Annotated in this window: 18 protein-coding genes; 16 read left to right on the top strand and 2 right to left on the bottom strand. The window is 62.7% G+C overall.

Features of this window, described 5'->3' with window-relative positions:
• Window positions 1-9 precede the first annotated feature (9 nt).
• On the bottom strand, window positions 10-981 hold the full coding sequence (locus tag ACL58G_RS04435; protein WP_440967955.1) for a DUF1176 domain-containing protein: 972 nt from the start codon (window positions 979-981) through the stop codon (window positions 10-12).
• A gap of 221 nt (window positions 982-1202) precedes the next feature.
• On the opposite strand from ACL58G_RS04435, the gene mnmG reads away from it, so the two are divergent.
• The 16 genes from mnmG to ACL58G_RS04355 all read left to right on the top strand — a co-directional run bounded on the left by mnmG (window position 1203) and on the right by ACL58G_RS04355 (window position 15165).
• On the top strand, window positions 1203-3137 hold the full coding sequence (mnmG, locus tag ACL58G_RS04430; RefSeq protein WP_440965379.1) for a tRNA uridine-5-carboxymethylaminomethyl(34) synthesis enzyme MnmG: 1935 nt from the start codon (window positions 1203-1205) through the stop codon (window positions 3135-3137).
• Entirely contained in the window at window positions 3134-3781 is a 648-nt protein-coding gene (gene rsmG / locus ACL58G_RS04425; RefSeq protein WP_413380812.1) for a 16S rRNA (guanine(527)-N(7))-methyltransferase RsmG, read from the top strand. Before mnmG ends, rsmG begins: the two co-directional genes overlap by 4 nt.
• A 116-nt stretch (window positions 3782-3897) precedes the next feature.
• Entirely contained in the window at window positions 3898-4668 is a 771-nt protein-coding gene (locus tag ACL58G_RS04420) for a ParA family protein (protein ID WP_036237197.1), read from the top strand.
• 18 nt (window positions 4669-4686) lie between these two features.
• Window positions 4687-5571 (top strand): ParB/RepB/Spo0J family partition protein, encoded by an 885-nt coding sequence (locus tag ACL58G_RS04415; RefSeq protein ID WP_440965376.1) that lies wholly within the window; start codon window positions 4687-4689, stop codon window positions 5569-5571.
• Between the two features lie 415 nt (window positions 5572-5986).
• A complete protein-coding gene (locus ACL58G_RS04410; RefSeq protein ID WP_440965375.1) occupies window positions 5987-6331 on the top strand; it encodes an ATP synthase subunit I in 345 nt (114 codons plus the stop codon).
• On the top strand, window positions 6328-7158 hold the full coding sequence (atpB, locus tag ACL58G_RS04405) for a F0F1 ATP synthase subunit A (RefSeq protein WP_413380806.1): 831 nt from the start codon (window positions 6328-6330) through the stop codon (window positions 7156-7158). Before ACL58G_RS04410 ends, atpB begins: the two co-directional genes overlap by 4 nt.
• An 88-nt stretch (window positions 7159-7246) precedes the next feature.
• On the top strand, window positions 7247-7489 hold the full coding sequence (gene atpE / locus ACL58G_RS04400; protein WP_091665119.1) for a F0F1 ATP synthase subunit C: 243 nt from the start codon (window positions 7247-7249) through the stop codon (window positions 7487-7489).
• A gap of 79 nt (window positions 7490-7568) precedes the next feature.
• A complete protein-coding gene (locus tag ACL58G_RS04395; RefSeq protein WP_413380804.1) occupies window positions 7569-8039 on the top strand; it encodes a F0F1 ATP synthase subunit B in 471 nt (156 codons plus the stop codon).
• Between the two features lie 2 nt (window positions 8040-8041).
• Window positions 8042-8575 carry a F0F1 ATP synthase subunit delta gene (locus tag ACL58G_RS04390; protein WP_440965373.1) on the top strand — a complete coding sequence of 178 codons (534 nt, stop codon included), beginning with the start codon at window positions 8042-8044 and terminating at the stop codon, window positions 8573-8575.
• A 75-nt stretch (window positions 8576-8650) separates the two neighbouring features.
• Window positions 8651-10186, top strand: a complete 1536-nt coding sequence (atpA, locus tag ACL58G_RS04385; protein WP_413336987.1) for a F0F1 ATP synthase subunit alpha — start codon at window positions 8651-8653, stop codon at window positions 10184-10186.
• A 64-nt stretch (window positions 10187-10250) separates the two neighbouring features.
• The gene (atpG, locus tag ACL58G_RS04380; protein WP_056133854.1) at window positions 10251-11132 is read left to right on the top strand and encodes a F0F1 ATP synthase subunit gamma; all 882 of its coding nucleotides are present in this window, start codon (window positions 10251-10253) and stop codon (window positions 11130-11132) included.
• A gap of 53 nt (window positions 11133-11185) precedes the next feature.
• Entirely contained in the window at window positions 11186-12589 is a 1404-nt protein-coding gene (gene atpD, locus ACL58G_RS04375; protein ID WP_105378643.1) for a F0F1 ATP synthase subunit beta, read from the top strand.
• 25 nt (window positions 12590-12614) lie between these two features.
• Window positions 12615-13040: a F0F1 ATP synthase subunit epsilon gene (locus ACL58G_RS04370; RefSeq protein WP_036237213.1), complete on the top strand. Its 426-nt coding sequence runs from the start codon at window positions 12615-12617 to the stop codon at window positions 13038-13040.
• Window positions 13041-13241: 201 nt separating this feature from the next.
• Window positions 13242-13673: a CoA-binding protein gene (locus ACL58G_RS04365; protein WP_413336989.1), complete on the top strand. Its 432-nt coding sequence runs from the start codon at window positions 13242-13244 to the stop codon at window positions 13671-13673.
• A complete protein-coding gene (locus tag ACL58G_RS04360; RefSeq protein ID WP_440965369.1) occupies window positions 13670-14506 on the top strand; it encodes a PPK2 family polyphosphate kinase in 837 nt (278 codons plus the stop codon). Before ACL58G_RS04365 ends, ACL58G_RS04360 begins: the two co-directional genes overlap by 4 nt.
• A 62-nt stretch (window positions 14507-14568) precedes the next feature.
• Window positions 14569-15165: a glutathione peroxidase gene (locus tag ACL58G_RS04355; protein WP_440965367.1), complete on the top strand. Its 597-nt coding sequence runs from the start codon at window positions 14569-14571 to the stop codon at window positions 15163-15165.
• A 208-nt stretch (window positions 15166-15373) separates the two neighbouring features.
• Here ACL58G_RS04355 and ACL58G_RS04350 read toward each other — a convergent pair whose 3' ends face one another.
• Window positions 15374-17218 (bottom strand): chorismate-binding protein, encoded by a 1845-nt coding sequence (locus ACL58G_RS04350; protein WP_440967953.1) that lies wholly within the window; start codon window positions 17216-17218, stop codon window positions 15374-15376.
• Window positions 17219-17234: the final 16 nt, after the last annotated feature.

The following is a 17234-nucleotide window of genomic DNA, read 5'->3' as shown; positions in this document are numbered from 1 at the left end:
GTGGAACAGTCAACGCGACTTTCGGACGTTCGTCACGAGTGTCGGTAAATCCCATGCGCCACCGGGCGTGAACTGGCGGCACATGCCGGAAGTTTTGTCGGAGGTCTGGGCGAATGCGCGGCCGTCCCATGTCCAGGTCGCGGTTGCCACGCAGTCGGCAATGCCACGTCCTTTCTGGAACGAGGTAATGACGCCGTCATCGTAATCCGTGGCGGACGTGGTGACGGGGACGGCCGAGTAGGGCGGCTTCTTATTGACGACCCAGTAGCCCTCGCCCGTGTTGTACGCGGCGATCCAGCAGGTGTGCGACGCGAGCAGTTTGTCCTTCGCGAGCGGACGCACCTCGAGCTTGCCCGCCGATTCGGACGCCGCGTCCAGCAGCTCGCGATCGCCTTCCTTCACGGTCTGGCGCAATGCGGTTTTGATCTCGCGGGTCTGCGCCGGGGTAAGCTTGATGGGGTTCTTGTCCTGGCTGACCGGCCCCGCCTCGATTTCTGGCGCGCGCAATGGTGGCAGAACATTTGATTCTGGTTTGCTGCCCTTCGGCACCAACACGCCAAGCGTATCGAGCCTGCCCTGGAATTCGTCCATCTTGAGCAGCACGGCATTAGAGCCCGCCGTCGAGATAGTCCATGTCGTGCCCTGGCCGGACCAGGCGATGCGCCCGTCCTTCAGCAGGGCCGGCAGTAGTGCAGGCATTTGCGCATCGGTCAGCGTGAGCGTGGACGATGTCGGTTCGATGCGGGCCATACCGACGGCGCGGCCGTCGATGCTCATCGCAAGCTGGTCGGGGGCTGGCTGGCGTTCATCTTCCGCCAGCTGCAGCTCGACCTTGACCGGCCGGTGCGGTCCAGCAGCGCGCGTCAACAGGATGGTCGCGTTCGGACCGTCGTCTTCTTCATTGTAGCCGGCTGCGCGACAGGTTCTCGTGTTGTCACAGACAAGTTCCCAGTCCTTGTGGCTGAACGTGGTCGACGGCAGATCCTAGTGTGGATACGCGCTGACGGTGGCGCCGGCGGCGAGCAAAAGACAGGCGAGAGGACGGCGTTTCGGCATGGCGGCAAGGTCGAGTGAGTGTGGCGAAAAGCCTAACACGGCGCTGTTTCACGTGAAACAAATCGTCGTTTTCGCGGCCGAGCCGAAGCCGCATGGAAAAAAGAATCTATAATCCCTTCTTAATCCTCCTCGCAACACACTCCATCATGCTATTTCCGACTGAATTCGACGTGATCGTCGTTGGCGGCGGCCATGCCGGCACCGAAGCGGCGCTTGCGTCTGCGCGCATGGGCCAAAAGACCCTGTTGCTCACTCATAACATCGAAACCCTGGGCGCGATGTCTTGCAACCCGTCCATCGGCGGCATCGGCAAGGGCCACCTCGTCAAGGAAGTGGACGCCATGGGCGGCGCGATGGCCATCGCCACCGACGAAGCCGGTATCCAATTCCGTATCCTGAACTCCTCGAAAGGCCCGGCCGTGCGTGCCACGCGTGCCCAGGCCGACCGCATGCTGTACAAGCAGGCGATCCGCTCGCGCCTGGAAAACCAGCCGAATTTGTGGCTGTTCCAGCAGGCCGTCGACGACCTGATGGTCGAAGGCGAGCGCGTCATTGGCGCCGTCACACAGATTGGCCTGCGCTTCCGTGCCCGCGCCGTCGTGCTGACCGCAGGTACTTTCCTTGACGGTAAGATCCACGTCGGTCTGCAAAATTATTCGGCCGGCCGCGCGGGCGATCCGCCTGCCGTGTCGCTGTCGTCGCGCCTGAAGGAATTGAAGCTGCCGCAGGGCCGCCTGAAAACGGGCACGCCGCCGCGCATCGACGGTCGTAGCATCGACTTCTCCGTGATGACGGAACAGCCGGGCGACCTCGATCCGGTCCCCGTGTTTTCGTACATGGGCAATGCCGCGATGCACCCCAAGCAGTTGCCGTGCTGGGTCACGCACACGAATGCGCAGACGCACGACATCATCCGTAACGGCCTCGACCGCAGCCCGATGTACACGGGCGTGATCGAGGGCGTCGGCCCGCGCTATTGCCCGTCGATCGAAGACAAGATCCACCGCTTCGCATCGAAGGAGTCGCACCAGATCTTCCTCGAGCCGGAAGGTCTGACCACCAACGAGTTCTACCCGAACGGTATCTCGACGAGCCTCCCGTTCGACGTGCAGCTGGCCCTGGTGCGCTCGATGCGCGGCCTGGAAAACGCGTTCATCCTGCGTCCCGGCTACGCGATTGAATACGATTATTTCGACCCGCGCGGCCTGAAGGCGTCGCTGGAGACGAAGGCCATCCAGGGCCTGTTCTTCGCGGGCCAGATCAACGGCACCACCGGCTACGAAGAAGCGGCGGCCCAGGGCATGCTCGCCGGTATCAATGCGGCGCTGCAGACGCAGGGCCGCGACGCTTGGACGCCGTCGCGTTCGGAAGCCTATCTCGGCGTGCTGGTCGACGACCTCACGACGCAGGGCGTCGCGGAGCCATACCGCATGTTCACGAGCCGCGCCGAATACCGTTTGTCGCTGCGCGAAGACAATGCGGACATGCGCTTGACGGAGATCGGCCGCAAGCTGGGCGTCGTCGGCGATGCGCAGTGGGAAGCGTTCGAGCGCAAGCGCGAAGCCGTCGCACGCGAACTGGAGCGCCTGCGCGCGACGTGGGTGAATCCGCGCATCCTTGCCGCGGCCGAGTCCGAACGCGTGATCGGTCAAGCGATTGAGCGCGAATACAACTTGGCGGACCTGCTGCGCCGTCCGGGTGTCGAGTACGACAAGCTGGTGACCCTGCAGGGCGTCGATGGCCAGGCGCTGGGCGGCCCGGGTGTGGAAGATCCGGCCGTGAAGGAGCAGGTCGAGATCCAGCTGAAGTATTCGGGGTACATCGACCGTCAGGCGCGCGAAGTCGAACGCCACGATCACTATGAAAACCTGAAATTGCCCGAGAACCTGAACTATCTCGAGATCGCGGCGTTGTCGATCGAAGTGCGCCAGAAGCTCGATAAGCAGCGGCCGGAAACGCTGGGCCAGGCCTCGCGCATTTCTGGTGTGACGCCGGCGGCTATTTCCTTGCTGCTCGTTCACCTGAAAAAGCGCGGCGCCAAGGGTTTTGGGAGTGTCCCGAACGAGGAATCGGCCGCATGAAGAATTTCGATCGAGCGGCCTTGTCCGCCGTGCTGGGCGAGGGGATCGCCGCGATGGGTCTCGACGTGAATCCGGCCCAGCAGGACAAGCTGATGAATTACCTGGCCCTGATGTTCAAGTGGAATGCGGTCTACAACCTGACGTCGCTGCGCGACCCGATGCAGATGGTCACGCACCATCTGCTGGACTCGCTGGCCGCCGTACCGGCCTTCGCGACCGCGCAGAATGTGCTGGACGTGGGTTCGGGCGGTGGTCTGCCCGGCATCGTGCTGGCAATCGTGCGGCCAGACATGAAAGTGTCGATGATCGACACGGTCCACAAAAAAACGGCGTTTCTTACGCAGGTGAAGGCGGAACTGGGCCTGGCCAACGTCACGGTGTACACGGCGCGGGTGGAGCAACTGCAGGTGAACGACAAATTCGACGTCATCACCTCGCGTGCTTTTGCCGACCTGTCGGATTTCGTCAACTGGTCCTCGCACCTGCTGGCAGACGGCGGACGCTACATCGCCTTGAAAGGGGTGGCGCCGAAAGACGAACAGGAACGCCTGCCGGCAGAGTGGAAGGTCGGCAAGGTGGAACCGCTGGACGTACCGAGACTAGGCGCCGAGCGCCACCTGGTATTCATCGAACGTTCCACGTGAAACAATCCCGTCGAAGCATAATCATATAAACTGTATAAACAGTTTATACCGTTAATATTATATAAATCGTATAAACCGTTTTAATGATATTAACCGTATGACTGATAAAGGCATACATGGCGAAAATTTTTTGCGTAGCAAACCAGAAGGGCGGGGTCGGCAAGACCACCACCAGCGTGAACCTGTCCGCCGGTCTCGCCAAGCTTGACCAGCGCGTGCTGCTGGTCGACCTCGACCCGCAGGGCAATGCCACCATGGGCGCGGGCATCAACAAGGCGGGGCTGACCTCGTCCATCTATGAGGTGCTGCTGGGCGAGGCCGACGTGGCCACGGCGCGCCTGCGCAGCGAAGCAGGGCGCTTCGACGTGCTGCCCGCCAACCGCGAACTGGCCGGTGCCGAAGTGGAGATGGTCGAACTGGAAAACCGCGAGCGCCGCCTGAAGGAAGCGCTGGCGAAGGTCGACGCCGACTACGACTTCATCCTGATCGACTGCCCGCCCGCGCTGTCGATGCTGACCCTGAACGGCCTCGTGTCCGCGCACGGCGTCATCATCCCGATGCAGTGCGAGTACTACGCTCTTGAGGGCCTGTCGGATCTCGTGAACACGATCAAGAAGGTGCATGCGAACCTGAACCATGATCTGCGCATCATCGGCCTGCTGCGCGTGATGTTCGATCCGCGCATGACCCTGTCGCAGCAGGTGTCGGCCCAGCTCGAGCAGCACTTCGGCGACAAGGTGTTCAAGACAATCATCCCGCGCAACGTGCGCCTGGCGGAAGCGCCGTCGTACGGCATCCCGGGCGTCACGTTCGATCCGTCCTCGAAAGGCGCGCAGGCTTATATTGCCTTCGGCGCCGAAATGGTCGAACGCATCAAGACAATGTAACCAGAACCAGCATAAGTCATGGCAACCAAAAAACTCAAAGGACTCGGCCGCGGTCTCGACGCGCTGCTGGGTGGAGACGCTCCCGAGACGCCGGCCGCGCCAAGCGGTGCGCCGTCCCTGCTGCCGGTCGGTCAGATCCAGGCAGGCAAATACCAGCCGCGCACGCGCATGGACGACGGTTCGCTGGCCGAGCTGGCCTCGTCGATCAAATCCCAGGGCATCATGCAGCCGGTGCTCGTGCGGCCGATCGACCAGTCTCCGGCCGGCGCGCGCTACGAGATCATCGCCGGCGAACGCCGCTTCCGCGCGGCCCAGCTGGCAGGCCTGGACGAGATCCCCGTCCTCGTGCGCGAAGTGGACGACCAGAACGCCGCCGCGATGGCGCTGATCGAAAACATCCAGCGCGAAGACCTGAACCCGCTGGAAGAAGCGCAGGGCATCGCGCGCCTGATCTCGGAATTCAGTTTTACCCACGAGCAGGCGGCGCAGGCCGTCGGCCGCTCGCGCAGTGCCGTGTCGAACCTGCTGCGCCTCGTGAACCTGGCGCAACCCGTGCAGACGATGCTGATGGCGGGCGACATCGACATGGGTCATGCACGCGCGCTGCTGGCCGTCGACGCGGCCGGCCAGATCGCGCTGGCGAACCAGGTGATCGCCAAGCGCATGTCCGTGCGCGAGACGGAAAAGCTGGTCGCGCGCGCGCTGGAAGAGCAGAACGCGCCGCCGGCTGCCGCGCGCCAGAAGGAAAAGTCGGGCGACATCGTGCGCCTCGAGGAAGAACTGTCCGACCGTCTGGCGACGCCCGTCGTGTTCAAGATGGGCCCGAAGGGCCGGGGACAGATGATCATCGACTTCGCCGACCTCGACGTCCTCGACACCGTGCTCGCGCGCCTGCGCGCCTGACGCCGACCCTCCCCGCACCGATGCCGGGCTGCGCGCCCGGCATTCTTTTATCCACAACGGATGCACCACGGCGACGCGCCACGCACTCCCAGCGCACAGCGTCCTCACTGCCGCGGTGCAAATCGAGCACGTCGGTGAGCATGCCCTTGGTCGCGCTACCAGGCCGTGCCCGCCGGTATATGCATGGCCGAAACTATCGGTTTACCTCGCTCAACAGTCGCAAATACACAACATTTCGTAGAAAATTTAACAGTTTCCAGGTAATTTATTTTGTCGTTTTTACACCCGATATAAGCAGGCGCGCGGAGCGAAGAGTTTGACTATGGCTCCGATAACACCTTATAATCCCGCTGATTCATGTAATTACCATACCGTTACACGGTTCCACCACGGCTGGCGCGAAAAGAACAGAAAAATGCTGCGCTTGGTCTCCCTGCAAATCCTGGCAACACTTGTGGCCGGCGTAATCGCCGGACTGCTTGGGGGGTGGGCTGCGATGTTTTCGGCGGTACTTGGCGGGATGTGTTGTGTCGTGCCCAATGGCATCATGGCGTTTCGCCTGTTCGCCAGTTCACAAAAAATGGGCGGTCCAAACCCCGCCACATTTTTCATCTGGGAATTTGTAAAGATTGCTTTAACGCTCGCGCTATTGTTCGCAACGGTGCGGCTGTATCACGGCCTGAACTGGCTGGCCCTGTTGGGCGGGTTCATCGTGGCGCTGAAAAGTTACATCATTTTATTATTTGGGCATAAACAATGACGAGTACGGTAGAAACCGCGGCGGAGCATGCGCCAAACGCGAGCGAATACATCAAACACCACCTGGGTCACCTGACGCAGGGCCATCAATCCTTCGTGGTTGATTTCAGCGTGTGGAACCTCGACACGATCCTGTGGTCGGTCGCAATGGGCGTGATCGGTCTCACGCTGATGTGGCTGGCAGCGCGTCGCGCTACCTCCGGTGTGCCTGGCCGCTTCCAGGCGTTCGTCGAAATGATCGTCGAAATGGTCGAAGACCAGTCGAAAGCCATCGTCCACGGCGACCGTACCTTCATCGCCCCGCTGGCACTGACCGTGTTCGTCTGGGTCGTGCTGATGAACTCGATGGACTTCCTGCCGGTCGACCTGTTTGCCAGCATCTTCCGCGCCCTGGACATGGGCGAACCGCATTTCCGCGTCGTGCCGACCGCCGACCTGAACGGCACTCTCGGCATGTCCCTCGGCGTGCTCGCGCTGATGCTGTATTACAGCGTCAAGATCAAGGGCCTGGGTGGCTGGATCCACGAATTGTTCGCCGCTCCGTTCGGCATCTGGATGGCTCCGTTCAACTTCCTGTTGAACATCATCGAATACGCAGCAAAAACCGTGTCGCTCGGTATGCGACTGTTCGGCAACATGTACGCCGGTGAGCTGCTGTTCCTGTTGATTGCACTGCTCGGCTCCACGGCAACCGTGTTCGGCTTCGTCGGCCACGTCATTGCAGGTTCGATCTGGGCAATCTTCCACATCCTGATCGTCGTGCTGCAGGCATTCATTTTCATGATGCTGACGCTGGTGTACATCGGTCAGGCCCACGAAGGCCACTGATCGGCACGATCGCAAGAACGACCAAGATAGTGGTAGTAAAGAAGTTGTAATTTTTCAATTTTTTAAATTAACTTTTGGAGTAAATCTCATGACTGACGTTTCTTTCGTTGCACTGGCTTGCGGTCTGATCATCGGCCTGGGTGCTATCGGCGCATGTATCGGTATCGCGATCATGGGCGGCAAGTACCTGGAAGCCTCGGCACGTCAGCCTGAACTGATGAACACTCTGCAGACCAAGATGTTCCTGCTGGCTGGTCTGATCGACGCGGCATTCCTGATCGGCGTTGGTATCGCCATGCTGTTCGTGTTCGCCAAGCCGTTCACCAGCTAAGAGCTTCCCACGATAAGTGATCTGAAGCGCCGAACCGACAGCACGGTTCGGCATCCGTTTTTGTGAGAAGGAACCTACCGTGAACTTGAACGCAACTTTGTTTGCCCAGTTCGTGGTCTTCTTCATCCTGGCGTTCGTCACCATGAAATTCGTGTGGCCGCCGCTGATGAAAGCGCTCGACGAGCGCGCCGAGAGGATCGCGAATGGTCTGGCAGCCGCCGACCGTGGCAAGGCCGAAATGGCCGCCGCAGAAAAGCGCATCGCCGCCGAACTGGCTGCAACGCGTGACGAAAGCACCAAGCGTATCGCCGACGCCGAAAAGCGCGCCGCAGCGATCATCGAAGAAGCCAAGCAGCAGGCATCCGTCGAAGCCGCACGCATCATCGAAGGTGCCAAGGCCGACGCGGAACAGCAAATCACCCGCGCGCGCGAAGAACTGCGTGGCCAGGTGGCTACCCTTGCCGTCGCCGGTGCCGAGCAGATCCTGAAGCGCGAAGTCAATGCAGCGGCCCACGCCGACCTGCTGAACCGCCTGTCGACCGAGCTCTGATCATGGCTGAACTCGCAACCGTCGCCCGCCCTTACGCCGAAGCCCTGTTCCGCGTCGCCCAGCAGGGCGACATGGTCGCCTGGTCGGCCACCGTCGCGGAACTGGCGCAGATCGGTGCCAATCCGGATGTGCAGGCTTTTGCTGCCAATCCGATCGTCACGCACGCACAGCTTGCCGATGCGATCGCGTCGATGGTCAAGTCGCCTTTGAGCCCTGAAGCGAAGAACTTTATCGCAATGCTGGCCGAGAACGGCCGCGTTGCCCTGCTGCCGGAAATCGGTGCCCAGTTTGCTGTGCTCAAGAATGCACAGGAAGGCGCCGCCGACGCGACGATCCACAGCGCGTTTGAACTTTCGGCCGACCAGCTCAACCCGCTGGTCGCCACGCTGGAAAAGAAATTTGGCCGCAAGCTGAACCCCACGGTCGTGGTCGATCCGTCGCTGATCGGTGGCGTGCGCGTGGTCGTCGGCGATGAAGTGCTCGATACCTCGGTCCGCGCGAAGCTGCAGCAGATGCACAACGCGCTGGTCGCCTGAGAATCGCTAGACAAGCACCGTCGCCGCGTCCAGGACTTGCCCTACGCATCAAGAAACTATTAGGAGTTAGCACTCATGCAACTTAATTCGTCTGAAATCAGCGAACTGATCAAGAGCCGCATCCAGGGCCTCGAAGGTCAGGCTGATGTTCGTAACCAAGGCACGGTGATCTCCGTCGCCGACGGTATCTGCCGCATCCATGGTCTGTCGGACGTGATGCAGGGCGAGATGCTGGAATTCCCGGGCAACACCTTCGGCCTCGCCATGAACCTCGAGCGCGACTCGGTCGGCGCCGTGATCCTGGGTGCCTACGAGAACATCTCGGAAGGCGACACCGTCAAGACCACGGGCCGCATCCTGGAAGTGCCGGTCGGTCCGGAACTGCGCGGCCGCGTCGTCAACGCACTGGGCCAGCCGATCGACGGCAAGGGTCCGATCGACGCCAAGCTGACCTCGCCGATCGAAAAGATCGCCCCGGGCGTGATCGCCCGTGAATCCGTGTCGCAGCCGCTGCAGACCGGTATCAAGTCGATCGACGCGATGGTGCCGATCGGCCGTGGCCAGCGCGAGCTGATCATCGGCGACCGCCAGACCGGTAAATCGGCTGTCGCAGTCGACTCGATCATCAACCAGAAGGGCCAGGGCGTCACCTGCGTGTACGTCGCAATCGGCCAGAAGGCTTCGACCATCAAGAACATCGTGCGCTCGCTGGAAGAGCACGGCGCGATGGAATACACGATCGTCGTCGCCGCGTCGGCGTCGGAATCGGCAGCAATGCAATACATCTCGGCCTACTCGGGCTGCGCGATGGGCGAATACTTCCGCGACCGCGGCGAAGACGCGCTGATCGTCTATGATGACCTGTCGAAGCAGGCAGTCGCTTATCGTCAAATTTCGCTGTTGCTGCGCCGCCCGCCGGGCCGCGAAGCATATCCTGGCGACGTGTTCTACCTGCACTCGCGTCTGCTGGAGCGTGCCGCACGCGTCAACGCCGACTACGTCGAGAAGTTCACGAACGGTGCCGTCAAGGGCAAGACCGGTTCGCTGACCGCACTGCCGATCATCGAAACGCAAGCGGGCGACGTCTCGGCATTCGTGCCGACCAACGTGATCTCGATTACCGACGGTCAGATCTTCCTGGAAACCTCGCTGTTCAACGCGGGTATCCGTCCGGCGATCAACGCGGGTATCTCGGTGTCGCGCGTCGGTGGCGCAGCCCAGACCAAGATCATCAAGGGCCTGTCCGGCGGTATCCGTACCGACCTGGCGCAGTACCGTGAACTGGCCGCGTTCGCACAGTTCGCATCGGACCTGGACGAGTCGACCCGCAAGCAGCTGGACCGCGGTGCGCGCGTGACCGAACTGCTGAAGCAGAAGCAGTACTCGCCGCTGCCGATCTCGCTGATGGCCGCCTCGCTGTTTGCAGTGAACAAGGGCTACTTCGACAGTATCGACGTCAAGCGCGTGCTGGACTTCGAAGCGGGCCTGCACGGCTTCCTGAAGTCGAGCCACGGCGCGCTGCTGTCGAAGATCGAAGAGACCAAGGCACTGGACAAGGACAGCGAAGCAGCGCTGGCCGCCGCCGTCGCCGATTTCAAGAAGTCGTTCTAAGACCGGCTTATTGATGGATCTCGGGACGGGGAGCAATCCCCGTCCCCTTAAGGAGTAAGGGCTCATGGCAGCAGGCAAAGAGATACGAGGCAAGATCAAGAGCGTAGAAAATACGAAGAAGATCACCAAGGCGATGGAAATGGTCGCCGCGTCCAAGATGCGCAAGGCGCAGGACCGGATGCGCGCCGCCCGTCCCTACAGCGAGAAGGTCCGTAACATCACGGCCAACCTCGCCACTGCGAACCCGGAGTACACCCACGCGTTCATGGCGCAAGCCAAGGACGTCGAGGCGAAAGCCGTCGGCTTCATCGTCGTCACGACCGACAAGGGTCTGTGCGGCGGCATGAACACCAACGTGCTGCGCCAGGTGACGCAGAAGTCCCGCGAGCTGGAAAGCGCGGGCAAACGCATTGAAGCCGTTGCAATCGGCAATAAAGGTCTGGGTTTCCTGAACCGTGTCGGCGTGAAGGTCGTGTCGAGCGTCACCCAGATCGGCGACACCCCGCACCTGGAAAAGCTGATCGGCCCGATCAAGGTCATGCTCGACGCTTACCAGGATGGTCAGCTGGACGCGGTGTACCTGTGCTACACCAAGTTCATCAACACCATGCGCCAGGAACCGGTCATCGAGCAGCTGCTCCCGCTGCCGGCCGGTCACCTGGAAGCGGACAGCGGCGCCCACTCGTGGGACTACATCTACGAGCCGGACGCGCAAGTCGTGATCGACGAGCTGCTGGTCCGTTACGTGGAAGCGCTGATCTACCAGGCGGTGGCCGAGAACCTGGCGTCCGAGCAATCGGCGCGTATGGTGGCGATGAAGGCCGCGACCGACAACGCGGGTAACGTCATCGGCGAGCTGAAGCTGGTCTACAACAAGACCCGCCAGGCGGCGATTACCAAAGAACTCTCCGAGATCGTGTCGGGCGCAGCTGCGATCAGCAGCTGAGCGACGTAGCGACCTCACGAAACGACATTAAAACTATATCTGAAGGAACGAAAATGGCTGATGGCAAAATCGTTCAGTGTATCGGCGCGGTGGTTGACGTGGAATTCCCGCGCGACGCCATGCCGAAGGTGTATGACGCACTGAAAATGGAAGGCTCCGAACTGACGCTGGAAGTGCAGCAGCAGCTGGGCGACGGCATCGTCCGCACCATCGCGCTGGGCAGCTCGGAAGGCCTGCGTCGCGGCATGACCATCCAGAACACCGGCAACCCGATCATGGTCCCGGTTGGTCCGGCCACGCTGGGCCGCATCATGGACGTGCTGGGCAACCCGATCGACGAGCGCGGTCCGGTCAGCCAGGAACGCACCGCGTCGATCCACCGCACCGCCCCGGCCTACGACGAGCTGTCGCCGTCGCAAGACCTGCTGGAAACCGGCATCAAGGTGATCGACCTGGTCTGCCCGTTCGCCAAAGGCGGTAAAGTCGGCCTGTTCGGCGGCGCCGGCGTCGGCAAGACCGTGAACATGATGGAACTGATCAACAACATCGCTAAAGCGCACTCGGGTCTGTCCGTGTTCGCCGGCGTGGGCGAGCGTACCCGTGAAGGTAACGACTTCTACCACGAAATGGCCGATGCCAAGGTCGTCGATCTGGACAACCTGGGCAACTCGAAGGTCGCGATGGTCTACGGCCAGATGAACGAACCGCCGGGCAACCGTCTGCGCGTCGCGCTGACCGGCCTGACGATGGCGGAAGCGTTCCGTGACGAAGGCAAGGACGTTCTGTTCTTCGTCGACAACATCTACCGTTACACGCTGGCCGGTACCGAAGTGTCGGCACTGCTGGGCCGTATGCCGTCCGCCGTGGGCTATCAGCCGACGCTGGCCGAAGAAATGGGCCGCCTGCAAGAGCGCATCACGTCGACCAAGACCGGTTCGATCACGTCGATCCAGGCCGTGTACGTCCCTGCGGACGACTTGACCGACCCGTCGCCTGCCACGACCTTCGCCCACCTGGACTCGACCGTCGTTCTGTCGCGTGACATCGCCTCGCTGGGTATCTACCCGGCAGTCGACCCGCTGGACTCGACCTCGCGCCAGTTGGATCCGCTGGTCGTCGGCGAAGAGCACTACACGACCGCGCGCGCCGTGCAGGGCACCCTGCAGCGCTACAAGGAACTGCGTGACATCATCGCGATTCTGGGCATGGACGAACTGGCACCGGAAGACAAGCTGGTCGTCGCACGCGCGCGCAAGATGCAGCGTTTCCTGTCGCAGCCGTTCCACGTCGCTGAAGTGTTCACCGGCGCACCGGGCAAGTACGTCTCGCTGAAAGACACGATCAAGGGCTTCAAGATGATCGCGTCGGGCGAGCTGGACCACCTGCCGGAGCAGGCGTTCTACATGGTCGGCACCATCGAAGAAGCGATCGAAAAGGCCAAGAAGCTGGCTGCTTAAGAGCTAGCCTCTTCAAAGGACACTTATGGCAAATACCATTCACGTTGACGTCGTCTCGGCCGAAGAGCAGATCTTTTCGGGCGAAGCGGAATTCGTCGCGTTGCCGGGTGAAGCGGGTGAGCTGGGTATCTACCCGATGCACACCCCCTTGATCACGCGCATCCGCCCGGGTGCCGTGCGCATCAAGGTGGCGGGCCGCAGCGACGAAGAGTTCGTGTTCGTTGCCGGCGGCATCCTGGAAGTCCAGCCGAAAGGCGTGACCGTCCTCGCCGACACCGCGATCCGCGGTGCCGACCTGGACGAAGCGAAAGCCCAGGAAGCCAAGCGCAAGGCCGAAGAGCTGATGGTCAACAAGGACTCGGCGATCGACTACGCCAAGGCGCAAGCCGAACTGGCGGCGGCGGTCGCCCAGCTGGCGGCCATCGCCAAGCTGCGTCATAAAGGACGCTGATCGCTCGTCTTTCGAGCGCTCAAAAGAAAGGCAGCCCCGGCTGCCTTTTTTATTGCCCAAAACCGGGGTCAGAGCCCGGTTTTGGGAAATTGCTCCCAGGCTGTTGCCCAAAATCGGGCTCTGACCCCGGTGTAAGCGGCGCCGTCTGATGATGCAAACCTGATAAGCTAGTGTCAACGACAAGACAAACTCAGGCTTAGCATGCGAACCATCGAACAAATCCTCCGCGCAGCCCGGACCGTGGCCGTCGTCGGGCTCTCGAACAAGCCCGAACGCGCCAGCCTGGAAGTCGCCAGCTACCTGCAGGAGCAGGGCTACCGCATCATCCCCGTCAATCCCGCCTACGCCGGCCAGGTGATCCTCGGCGAGACCGTCTACGCCACCTTGCAGGAGGCGGCCGACGCGCTGGCGTCGTCCGGCACGCGCATCGACATCGTCGATTGCTTCCGCAAATCGGAAGAGATTCCGCCGATCGCCAAGGACGCCATCGACGTGCGCGCCAGCTGCTTGTGGATGCAGCTCGGCATCGAGAACCAGGTCGCCGCCGACCTGGCCCGTGCCGCCGGCCTCGACGTGGTGATGAACCACTGCATGCTGATCGAACACCGCAAGCTGGGAGAACAGGCCGCATGAGCATGCTGGAACGCTTCCGCGCGCCGAAAAACCTGGAACTGCGCGACAAGGATGCCGGCGCCACCCCGCTGCGCGACGACAAGAAGGGCAAGCTCAAGAATGGCGAACTCAAGGAGCGCGAGCGAGCGCTTACTGCCGAGCTGACGGCCGAAGTGGCCAAGCTGCAGGAAAAGCTGTACGCCGCGCGCGACCGGAAGCTGCTGCTGATCCTGCAGGGCATGGATACCTCCGGCAAGGATGGCACCGTGCGCGCGCTGTTCTCGCAGATCAATCCGATGGGCCTGCACGCCACCGGCTTCGTGGCCCCGACCGAGAAGGAAAAAGCCCACGATTTCCTCTGGCGCGTGCACGCGCGCGTGCCGGCCAAGGGAGAAATCGGGATCTTCAACCGCAGCCATTACGAGGACGTGCTCGTGCCGCGCATTCTCGGCACGCTGGACGGGAAGGACCTCGAGCGCCGCTACGCCCACATCCGCGACTTCGAACGCATGCTGGCGGAGACGGGGACGACGGTCATGAAGGTCTTCCTGCACATCTCGAAAGACGAGCAGCGCGAGCGCCTGCAGGCGCGCCTGGACGACCCGGAGAAACACTGGAAGTTCGACCCGGCCGACCTCACCGCGCGCGAGAAATGGGACGTCTACCAGGGCGCCTACGCCGACGCGATCAACGCGACGGACTGCGACCACGCGCCGTGGTACATCGTGCCGGCCGATTCGAAGACACACCGCAACCTGATCATCGCGCACCTGATGCTGGAAACGATGCAGGGCATGAAGCTCGAATGGCCGGCGCCGAAGGCGGACATGTCCAAGGTGAAGATCGACCCCTGAGCCTGCCGGTCCGCGCCGATTGGCATAGAATGAAGATCCACCAACCCGTGCGATTTCCGACCATGCTCAAGTCCACCGCTTTGCTGCTTTCCCTCGGCGCCGCCGCGACGTTCTCCGCGATGACGGCGGCACCCGCGCTGGCGCAGACCCCGGCCGCCCAGCCGGCGGCCCATCCGGCCAGCTGCCCCGCCGTGCTGAAGCACACCTTCAACCGCCTGCAGGACGAAGCGCCGCAGGACCTGTGCCAGTTCAGCGGCAAGGTCGTGCTGGTGGTGAACACGGCCAGCTACTGCGGTTTCACCAAGCAGTACGAAGGCCTGGAAAAGCTGTACGCGAAGTACGCGCCGCGCGGCCTCGTCGTGTTGGGCTTCCCGTCGAACGACTTTAAACAGGAAGACGCGGACGCGAAGAAGATCGCCGACCTTTGCTACAACACGTACGGCGTGAAGTTCCCGATGTTCACCAGCACCGTCGTCTCCGGAGATAAAGCCAATCCGCTGTATTCGGAGTTGATCAAGGCGACGGGCAACCAGCCCAAGTGGAACTTCAACAAATACCTGATCGACCGCAACGGCAAAGTCATCGACTACTTCCCGAGCAAGGTGACGCCGGAAGATCCTACCCTCGTCGGCAAGATCGAGCAGGCACTCAAAGGCTGAGGCCGCCAATCATCCCATCGTGGGCATTTTGATGCACATCAACGATTTTGTTGAGGTGGCTTAATAGACTGTCTTCATCGAATCCACATGAAGAAGAGTCCCACGATGCACCTCCCCGCCTGAACGCCGGCAGCACCGAATCCCCGCTTCCTCCAAAAGCGTGCCGGCCGTAACTGGCCGGTTTTGGCCGGCCTCGTGCTGGCCCTTTTTACTTGCGTAATACGGCGCGCAGCGGCCCGCGCAGCGCATTGCAGACGACGATTTCCTGCGCACGCGCGAGGCTTTCGCGCGTGAGCGGGCATTCGATCGCGCCCCAGGCCGGATCGTCCAGCAGCACGCCGCGCATCACGCCGGGCAGCACGCCGGACGACAGCGGCGGTGTGTACCAGCGGCCGCCGATCTTCACGAACACGTTGCTGCGGCCGCCCTCCGTCAGTTCGCCGCGTTCGTTGAAGAACAGCGTGTCGAAGGCGCCCGCGCTTTCCGCCGCGCGCCAAGCGGCGTCGTAGCGGCTGCGGATGCTCGTCTTATGGCGCAGGAAGACGTCGTGCGCGCGCGTGGGCGCGTCCGCCAGCAGCACGGCGACCGGTTCCTGCAAGGGCGCCAGCGCCCCGGTCTGCACGACGATCTCGCCGTCGGGACGCAGCGCGAGCCGCACGCGGTGCGGGGCGTCGTCCGGCAGCGCGGCACAGGCTTCCACCGCGGCTGCACGCGCCAGGTCCGGCTTGAACGGATGGCCGAAATACGCGGCCGATGCACCCAGGCGCGCAAGGTGGCGTTCCAGGTGACGGCACCCGTCCGCGCGCGTGGCGTGGATGGTCTCGAAGATCTCGAAGTCGTTCGGCAGGCCCGTGAGGAAGCCGGCCTTGAGCCGGCATTCGGCAAACTCGGCGCCCGCGTCGCTGTCGTACACGATGCCCGCGCCCACACCGAGCTCTCCGTGCCGCACGCCGTTCTGTTCCGGCAGCAGGGTCAGCGTGCGGATCGGGACGGATAAACAGAAATCGCCGAACCGCGCATGCTGCGGCGTCCCGAACCCGCTGCCCGCGGGCGGGTCGATCCAGCCGATCGCGCCCGTGTAGATGCCGCGCGCGGCCGGCTCCAGTTCGCGGATGATTTCCATCGTGCGGCGCTTGGGCGCGCCCGTGATCGAGCCGCAGGGATACAGGGCCGTGAAGATGTCCTGCAACGTGGTGCCCGGCGCGAGCTGGGCCTGCACGGTGGACGTCATCTGCAGCACGCTGCTGTAGCGCTTCACCTCGAACAGCGCGGGCACGCCCACGCTGCCGGTGCGCGCGATGCGTCCCAGGTCGTTGCGCAGCAGGTCGACGATCATGAGGTTCTCGGCGCGGTTCTTCGGATCGGCGGCCAGCTGCTGCGCGCGCACGGCGTTCACGACATCGTCGTGCAGGTCCGCGGGCGCCGTGCCCTTCATCGGGCGCGCCAGCAGGCGGCCCGCGTCATGGCGCACGAACAGTTCCGGCGACAGCGACAGCACCGCGCGGCCATCCGGCAGTGAGACGAGGGCGCCGTAGGGCACCGGCTGGCGTGCGCGCAGGCGCGCGTACAGCTGCCTGATGTCGCCGAAGGCGTCGAAGCGGAGACGGTACGTGTAGTTGACCTGGTAGGTGTCGCCGGCCGCGATGTAGTCGCGGATGCGGTCGATGGCCTGGGCGAACGTGGCCTCGTCGACGTTGGCGCGCACGGCGCCGATGCCGGCCGGGCCACTGGCTTCGTCTGCGGCGAGCCAGGCGTCGACCTGGGCCGCGTCCAGCATCGTGTAGCGTTCGAATAGAAGCACCTGGGCCAGCGGCGCGTGCAGCTCGCGCGGTGCCGCGATGCCGAGCAACTGCTCGCCCAGTTCATAGGTCAGCACCGGCACGGCGTGCAGGCCGCGCGCGAGGGCGTCCTGGACGCCGTCCAGCAGGCGCGGCCAGTCTTCCATGTGCTGGCATGCCAGCACGCCCGCATAGCCCTCGTACAGGCGCGAGCGCGCCTGCGCATGGCCTTCGGGGCTCGCGTCGTCGAGCAGGGCGAACACGGTGGCGTCCATGGCGCTCATGGCGATC

It is taken from the genome of Massilia sp. GER05 (assembly GCF_052056005.1).
Lineage (GTDB): Bacteria > Pseudomonadota > Gammaproteobacteria > Burkholderiales > Burkholderiaceae_D > Telluria > Telluria orientalis.
Note: the sequence above shows the minus strand (reverse complement) of the source record. Positions and strands in the feature narration are given on the sequence as shown.